Origin of the sequence: Paenibacillus ihuae, from assembly GCF_001368795.1 — a bacterium.
Taxonomy (GTDB): domain Bacteria; phylum Bacillota; class Bacilli; order Paenibacillales; family Paenibacillaceae; genus Paenibacillus_AQ; species Paenibacillus_AQ ihuae.
In genome coordinates this window covers 129636-137453 of the sequence record NZ_LN831203.1, presented here as the reverse complement: position 1 = coordinate 137453, position 7818 = coordinate 129636, and the positions used below count along the sequence as shown (strand labels likewise).

The following is a 7818-nucleotide window of genomic DNA, read 5'->3' as shown; positions in this document are numbered from 1 at the left end:
AGCAGCGTCTCCAGCGGGGCTTATGCCCATGCAGAGGGCGCGGGCACCACTGCCGATGTCCAGGCTTCCCACGCAGAGGGATTCATGACCCAGGCCTTTGGGGCGAATTCCCATGCCGAAGGCGAGAACACGATGGTTATGCCGGTTCATGCAGGTGCGCATATTATGGGCCAGAACGGTTCCACCCGGTTTGCCTACTCCTGGCATCTGGCGAACGGGCTGACGGTGGGACCTAGCCTTAATTCTGCAGTGATCGAAGGAGCAACAGGCAATTTGTATTTGGATGGTACAGTCATTTCCCCGGCAGCGGCCGATTATGCGGAGATGTTCGAAACGGCTGACGGCCTGACACTGGAGCCTGGATATATCGTCACCTTTGACGGTGCCGGCGGGAAGATCCGCAAGGTCACCTCCGGGGATTCCTATATTCTCGGTGTAGTGAGTGCAAGACCGGCTATCCTGGCAGATTCAAGCGATCTGCGCTGGCATAAGCTGTTCGTCACGGATGAGTGGGACCGGATTCTATATCAGGAGGTTGAGGTTCCGGAGGTCAGAGATCCGGAGGGCAACGTGCTCCGCACCGCTACAACCAAAACAGAGCCGGTCTTAAATCCCGACTGGAACGCTTCACAGGCCTATATCCCGCGTATCGAAAGAGAGGAATGGGTCGCGGTAGGCATCCTCGGCAAGCTGCTTGTCCTAGATGACGGCACTTGCCAGCCGGGAAGCTACTGCATGCCAAATGATGATGGAATTGCGACTGCCGCCCCAGCCGGATACCGTGTTTTGAACAGGACGCGCGATGACCAAATCCGTATTTTTGTGAGATAACTGAATATATATGTTCTCGCAGAAACGGATACCGTCCTAATGAACGGTACCCGTTTCTTTGTTGCGTGACGTCAGGATTTCCCCTTCTTGACGGCAAGCTGCACGATCATAATGACAAGAACAAGCAGTGCAATAAGCTGATCTGTACTCATGGTCCTTTCCTCCAATCCTGCTTCAGGATGGCTCTATCGGACCGGTATCTCCTCTCCAGGAGCGGCTTGGTTTCCCTAATTCAGAATATGAGACTCTACATGCCGTTAGTACTTTACGGTGTAAATAATTAATGCCGCTTTTTTCCAACAGACAGGTTACTTCTTACGTAAGTTCAGGTTCCGCGAAACTTTTGTTCCCTTACATGAGTCTATAAGATGGGAGAGTTTCAGGAAAAAAGTGACAAATGTTCAAGGGAAGCATTAAGCCCGGCTTAACGGCAATAGGATACGCTGGGGTCTATCCTTATATATTAGATAGAAAGAAGGTATACGCTAATGAACCATTTCGTGCGCAGAATTCGGGCTTTGCTGATCTTCATACTGGTTGCTGCAATAGGTGCAGGTACAGCATTCGCGCCCGCCAGGACTTCCGCTGCAGGGAACAGAGGAGAGCAGCTGCTCCCGCTGTTTATTAACGACAGTTATGTACTGTTTCCTGGCAAGCTGTCTCCTTATATCAAGGACAATAAGCTGATGATGCCGATCCGGGCGTTCTCCGATGTTATCGGTGCAAGACTGACTTATAATTCTACGGAGAAGAGCTATACCTTTTCTTTTATGGGCCAATCGGTCAGCGGTCTGAAAGCCGGAGTGATGAACGCCGTATTCGATAACGGGCTTGAAGCGCCGCTTGGTGTAAAGCCGGAGATGAAGGAAGGGACGCTGTTCGTTCCGATGAGCTCGGTGCTGGAGACCTCAAAGTCCATCCGCTGGGAGAACATGGGCAACCGGATCAATAAGGTTTCCGGGGTCATCGATGGCAGACGTGGGGTAATCCTGCCGCAGAATACGCCTGTACAGCTGCAGGTTCCTTTTGTCTATACAACAGAGACGTTTAATAACATCCATCCGTTATTCCCTGTTCGGTTGAACCAGACTGCGGTTACAGGCGGCGGATATAAGCTGCAGCTGGAAACACTGAATAACGCTCCGTTCAATTTGGGCAAAAATAGTGTAGTATTGGAATTGGTTGCAGTGGATTTCAAAGGCAGCAGCAAGACATTGAAGGGAATAGGGCCAGAAGCCAAGACGGTAACAGCCGGGGCCTCCTCCTTTATCTTTAATGTGCCTACAGAGGCGGAATATGTTATTTTCCGTTCGCATACGAAGTAAACATGCTTCCAAGATTATTAGAGAGCAGGTTCAAACACAGATGACAACAGACGAACAACAACAACGCTACCGCTTCAGCGAGGCGCCATTCTGGGAGCTGCAGCGCAGTTACTATGAGCAGCTTGGGATGCAGGCCTGGACCAATGATCAGGTGCCGCAATATATTACCAGTAACCCGATGATCGGAACTGCCTATGCGGAGATGATCCTCGGATTTCTGCAGGACCGGACTGCTAAGGGGGAACCGGAGGAGCCGGTTATCATCCTGGAGATGGGAGCGGGGGCAGGCCGCCTTGCATTCCATGTATTGCAGAAGCTATGCGAATTGATTGAATATGCAGGAATAGCTCTGCCTCCGTTCAAATATGTCATGAGCGACCTTCCGCTCAAAAATATAACCGGATGGCAGCAGCATCCCGGGCTGGCTCCTTTTGTGGAACAGGGAATCCTTGATTTTGCACAGTTTGATGCTGTGGCTGATGGAGAGTTGAAGCTTATCGAGAGCGGCACTGTAATCCGGCCCGGCGATCTGAAGCAGCCGCTGCTGGTCATCGCGAATTACTTCTTCGACAGTATTCAGCAGGAGCTGCTGTATGTGGATGAAGGTAAAATCTTTGATTGCGAGGTGTCCCTGCGCTACCCGGACAATGCCGCTGACCTGACCACTTCCCAGGTGCTCAAGGAAATTGTACCGGAATACCATTACAGCCGTGCAGCCGGATACGAAGAACAGTCGTACCCTTATCATGAGGTGATTTCGCACTATCAGCAGAACCTGGAAGACACACATATCCTGTTTCCTGCTGCGGCGCTGGCTTGTATGGAGCGGCTGGACAAGCTGTCCGGGGCCGGGTTTGTACTGCTGACTGCCGATAAGGGCGATCACCGGCTGGAAAACTGGAAATTCTCCGATCCGCCGAAGCTGATGCATCACGGAAGCATTTCACTGACGGCAAATTATCACGCGATGCAGTACTATTTTGAACAGAAGGGTGCCTTGTCGCTGTTCACTCCGCATCATTACAAGAACCTGAATGTCGGCTGTATTCTGATGCTGAAGGATCCGCATGCCCATGTGCAGACGCGGCTTGCTTACCGGCAGTGTGTGGAGCGGTTCGGACCGGATGACTTCTTCAGCCTGAAGATGTTTATTGACCAGAACTACGATTCAATCGGACTGCAGGCGCTGCTGGGCTTCTGGCGTCTGGGTGGATACGACGCCGAGCTGTTCATCCAGAGTGCGGAGCGGATCTCCGCCCTGCTGCCGGATGCTAATGATGAAGAGCTGATTGATCTGCAGCTAGGCATACAGGTGATGTGGGACGGCTATTATCCGATGCCGCAGAAATATGATCTGGCCCTGGACAGCGGACTGCTGCTGTTCGAAATGGACCAGTACAAGGAAGCCCGCTGGTTCCTGGAGCGTTCGTTGCAGGAGAGCGATGAGGAGCCGGTTGTAACGGTGCTATACTGTCTGGCTATTTGCTGCTATGAACTGCAGGATGATGCAGGTGCACTGGATTATACGCGCCGTGCCCTCGTCCTGGAACCTGAGCATGAGGAAGCACTGGATCTGCTGGCTGCGCTCATCGAGGGGCAATAGCCGCTTTACAACCAGTAGATGATTTGTTATCCTATACCAAATAATCACACGCGATGATGAGAAGAGTAGATACCGTCATTCCTTCACAGAGAGCCCCGGATGCTGAAAAGGGGCAGGGAAAGCTGTATCGAACCAAGCCTCTGAGCGGCGTACCGGAACCGGCTGCCGGGGATGGTGCGACAGGAGCTCCTGTTATAGAGCTAGAGTATAAGCCTTGCTTCTTAGCAATGCCGTACTTGATGAGTTTAATATGGCGACATATTAATAAACCTGGGGTGGTACCGCGAGAATCTCGTCCCCAAGACTAATCAGTCTTGGAGGTGAGGTTCTTTTTTGTTGCCCAGGGAAGGGCAAGAGGAGCGGTTATCACATATACACAGGAGGAAATAATGATGAAGGATGAAGATATCGATACAACCGGCACAGCGATGGACGATGCTGCAGCTGCCGGGAATTTTATGGAGAAGCTGATCAGAGAGGATGTGGAGAACGGCGCGTTCCGCAGGGAGATCTGCACAAGGTTCCCGCCGGAGCCTAACGGCTATCTCCATATCGGCAGTGCATTTGCGATCCATACCAACTATTCGCTGGCCCGTAAATTCGGCGGCACCTTCAATCTGCGCTTCGACGATACGAATCCGTTAAAAGAAGATATGGAGTACGTGAACGCGATTATCGAGGATCTGGAGTGGCTGGGCTGCAGCCCGGGAGAGCATATTTATTACGGCTCCGATTATTCGGAAGCGATCTATGAAAGTGCAGTGTCTCTAATCCGTAAGGGAAAAGCATATGTCTGCGGGCTATCAGCGGAGGAAGTCACTGCCTACAGAGGTACGTTGACACAGCCGGGAACGGACAGTCCTTACCGTAATCGTCCCGTGGAAGAGAACCTGGCACTATTCAGCCGGATGCGGCAAGGAGATTTTCCTGCGGGGGCGATGGTGCTGCGGGCGAGAATCGATATGGGCTCGCCCAATATTAATCTCCGTGACCCGATCCTCTACCGGATTATTCATGCGGCGCATTACCGGACAGGGGAAGACTGGTGCATCTACCCGATGTATGATTTTGCCCATCCGATTCAAGATGCCATCGAGGGAGTCACCCATTCCTTGTGCTCTTTGGAGTTCAAGGATCACAGGCCGCTGTATGAATGGGTATTACATGAATTGGAGATCCCCGAAGCCCCTAAGCAAAGGGAATTCGGCCGGGTCAACCTCACCGGAGTGGTCACCAGCAAACGTTACCTCAGGCAGCTGGTCGCCGGGAATTATGTTGAAGGCTGGGATGATCCAAGGCTGCCGACCCTGCGCGGACTGCGTAGAAGAGGCTTCACCCCGGAGAGTATCAAGGCCTTTGTGGCGGAGATCGGAATGGTTAGAACGCAGTCGATGGTTGATTTCTCGCTGCTGGAGCATACATTGAGACAGGATTTGAAAGCCAAAGTCCCTAGTGTGATGGCGGTGCTGAATCCTTTGAAGGTCGTGCTCACTAATTATGACGGACCGGAAACAGAACTGCTTAGTGTGTATAATAACAGTGAAAACGATCTGATGGGCAAAAGGGAGCTGCCTTTCTCCGGTGTCCTGTACATTGAACGGGAGGACTTTATGGAACATCCGTCCCCGGGCTTCCGGCGGCTGACATTAGACGGTGAGGTCCGTTTGAAGGGGGCATACATCATAAAGTGCCATGAAGTGATCAAGGACCCGGCAACGGGGGAGATCAGCGAACTGCGCTGCACTTATGACCGGGAAACGAAGAGTGGCAGCGCTCTTAGCGGACGCAAGGTTAAGGGGACCATCCACTGGGTGTCAGCCAGCCACGCGATTGAAGCTGAGGTACGCCTGTACGAGAAGCTGCTGATAGACAACGAGGGACCGAAGGGTGAGAGTGGATCGTGGGAGGATGTTACTAATCCGGATTCGCTAAAAATACTGAATCACTGTGTGGTTGAGCCTTTTGTACAAACGGCGCTGCCTGAAGACAAGTTTCAATTTATGCGTCACGGCTATTTCGTGGCCGATAGCAAACTCAGCTGCGCTGATCGTCTGGTGTTTGGCCGGATCGTTCCGTTAAAGGACGGCTGGAAGGAGAAGAAATAGGGGCTGCGTAGTAAGCGGAATGAAGAGCAGCAGTGAAGCGCAGAGGCGGGAGACAGGGATAACCCTGTATTCCGCTTTTTGTGTTCTTTTTGTTTTAAATCTGCTCTTTCCAAAACGAGCGAAGCAAACGTCTCACTCTGCGCAGCTGTTCAACATACAATTAAGAAAGCCCAATAGTGATTGCCGGAGCCTGAATGGAGTTAAATGATAATTATGTATTGAAAAAAGATAACCATGAAAATTACATTTACATTTTTCATCAAGCAGATTATAATGAGTACAAAGTAAAAGTTGCATCCGGGAAACTTTCGTGTACAGAGACAACTTTTTCGGGCTAGAGGAGGGTTTAACATGATGGAGCAAACAGTGGTGGAGACACCTAAAATTATAAATACTCATAAAAATAAGACTTCGGCGCAAGCTGTACTAAACGGAGATGTCAGGGGCCTGAAACGGCTGCTTCCGTTCTTAGGCCCGGCTTTTATTGCCTCGGTGGCTTATTTAGATCCCGGAAATTTCGCCACTAACATTACAGCAGGCTCGAAATATGGCTACCTGCTCCTGTGGGTAATCGCCGCTTCGAATTTGATGGCCGTGCTTATACAAGCGTTATCCGCCAAACTGGGGATTGCCACAGGCAAGAATCTGCCGGAGGTAGCGCGGGAACGGTTCCCGAAGGGCGCAGCGATCTTCCTGTGGATCCAAAGTGAGCTGGTTATTATCGCTACGGATTTAGCGGAGTTTATCGGGGCGGCACTCGGACTATATCTGCTGTTCGGCATTCCTATGCTGCCTGCCGCCTTGATTACTGCAGCCGGTTCGTTCGCCATATTGGAGCTGCAGCGGCGCGGCTACCGGACGCTTGAAGCCGGAATTGCTTCGATGGTGATGGTCGTCGTCCTGGCCTTTGCGTTCCAGGTCATTATGGCGAAGCCGGATGCCGGGGCTGTGGTTGCCGGGATTTTCACCCCGGGATTCCAGGGTGTGGACAGTGTGCTGCTGGCAGCAGGTATTCTCGGCGCAACTGTCATGCCGCATGCGATTTATCTTCATTCTTCACTGACGCAGAGCCGTGTGGTCGGAGCCAACGATAAAGAGAAGAAACAGATTTTCAAATGGGAAATGATCGATATTGTGATTGCCATGGTGATTGCCGGTGCAGTAAATATGGCGATGGTGATTGTAGCTGCTGCTTTGTTTTTCAAAAACGGGCTGGTGGTTGAAGATCTGGATGTCGCCTTCGAACAGTTCCGCCAGCTGGCCGGGCCGGTTACCGCCATCTCGTTTGGCCTCGGCCTCCTGATTGCCGGACTGTCCAGCTCATCTGTAGGGACGATGGCCGGAGATGTGGTTATGCAGGGCTTCATTAACAAAAGAATCAATCTGTACCTGCGGCGGGCGATAACCATCCTTCCTCCGCTGGCGATTATCGGGTTCGGCATCAATGCCACAAGCGCTTTGGTAATGAGCCAGGTTATCCTGTCGTTCGGGATTGCTTTTGCTCTAATTCCGCTGGTGATCTTCACCAGCAACCGCCAGATTATGAACGGGCTGGTCAACCACAAGATAACCACTATACTCGGCTGGATCATCTCGGCGCTGGTAGTTTCGCTGAACCTGTTCCTGATCGTGGAGCTGTTCATTTAAGGGGGGTGCGGGACCGCAAACGAGGGAGCACCAGCTGCTGCTTGTGTTCGCAGGAACACAAGTGTGGGAGCGCCCAGTCGCTGATCGTGTTCGCAGGAACACAAGCGAGAGAGCACCCAGCCGCTGATCGCGGGAACGCTAAGTGGAATAACTCCCACTAATTCCGCATTTTCCCCTGGGAAATTCAAGTTAGTTGGAAAAACTCCCGCTAAAATTTTGGATACGGCTGATTTTCGCTCATATAGAGAATTTCCGCTAATGGAAGTGGATTCATTCCACCTAAAGTTTTTAAAGCCGTAAAATTCAT

The 7818-nt window shown here is 51.6% G+C and carries 5 protein-coding genes and 1 other annotated feature; all 5 genes read left to right on the top strand.

Annotation, left to right across the window (positions count from 1 at the left end; all coding sequences use genetic code 11):
• On the top strand, positions 1–831 hold an 831-nt coding region (locus AQR02_RS27430; protein WP_280818672.1), incomplete at its 5' end, for a peptidase G2 autoproteolytic cleavage domain-containing protein.
• A 488-nt stretch (positions 832–1319) separates the two neighbouring features.
• On the top strand, positions 1320–2156 hold the full coding sequence (locus AQR02_RS27425; protein ID WP_054943510.1) for a stalk domain-containing protein: 837 nt from the start codon (positions 1320–1322) through the stop codon (positions 2154–2156).
• A 40-nt stretch (positions 2157–2196) separates the two neighbouring features.
• Positions 2197–3759, top strand: a complete 1563-nt coding sequence (locus tag AQR02_RS27420; protein WP_054943509.1) for a hypothetical protein — start codon at positions 2197–2199, stop codon at positions 3757–3759.
• Between the two features lie 44 nt (positions 3760–3803).
• Positions 3804–4062 (top strand) — a binding site (T-box leader).
• A gap of 89 nt (positions 4063–4151) precedes the next feature.
• Entirely contained in the window at positions 4152–5864 is a 1713-nt protein-coding gene (locus AQR02_RS27415) for a glutamine--tRNA ligase/YqeY domain fusion protein (RefSeq protein WP_245237771.1), read from the top strand.
• Between the two features lie 354 nt (positions 5865–6218).
• Positions 6219–7511, top strand: a complete 1293-nt coding sequence (locus AQR02_RS27410; RefSeq protein WP_054943568.1) for an Nramp family divalent metal transporter — start codon at positions 6219–6221, stop codon at positions 7509–7511.
• The last annotated feature ends 307 nt before the right edge of the window (positions 7512–7818 follow it).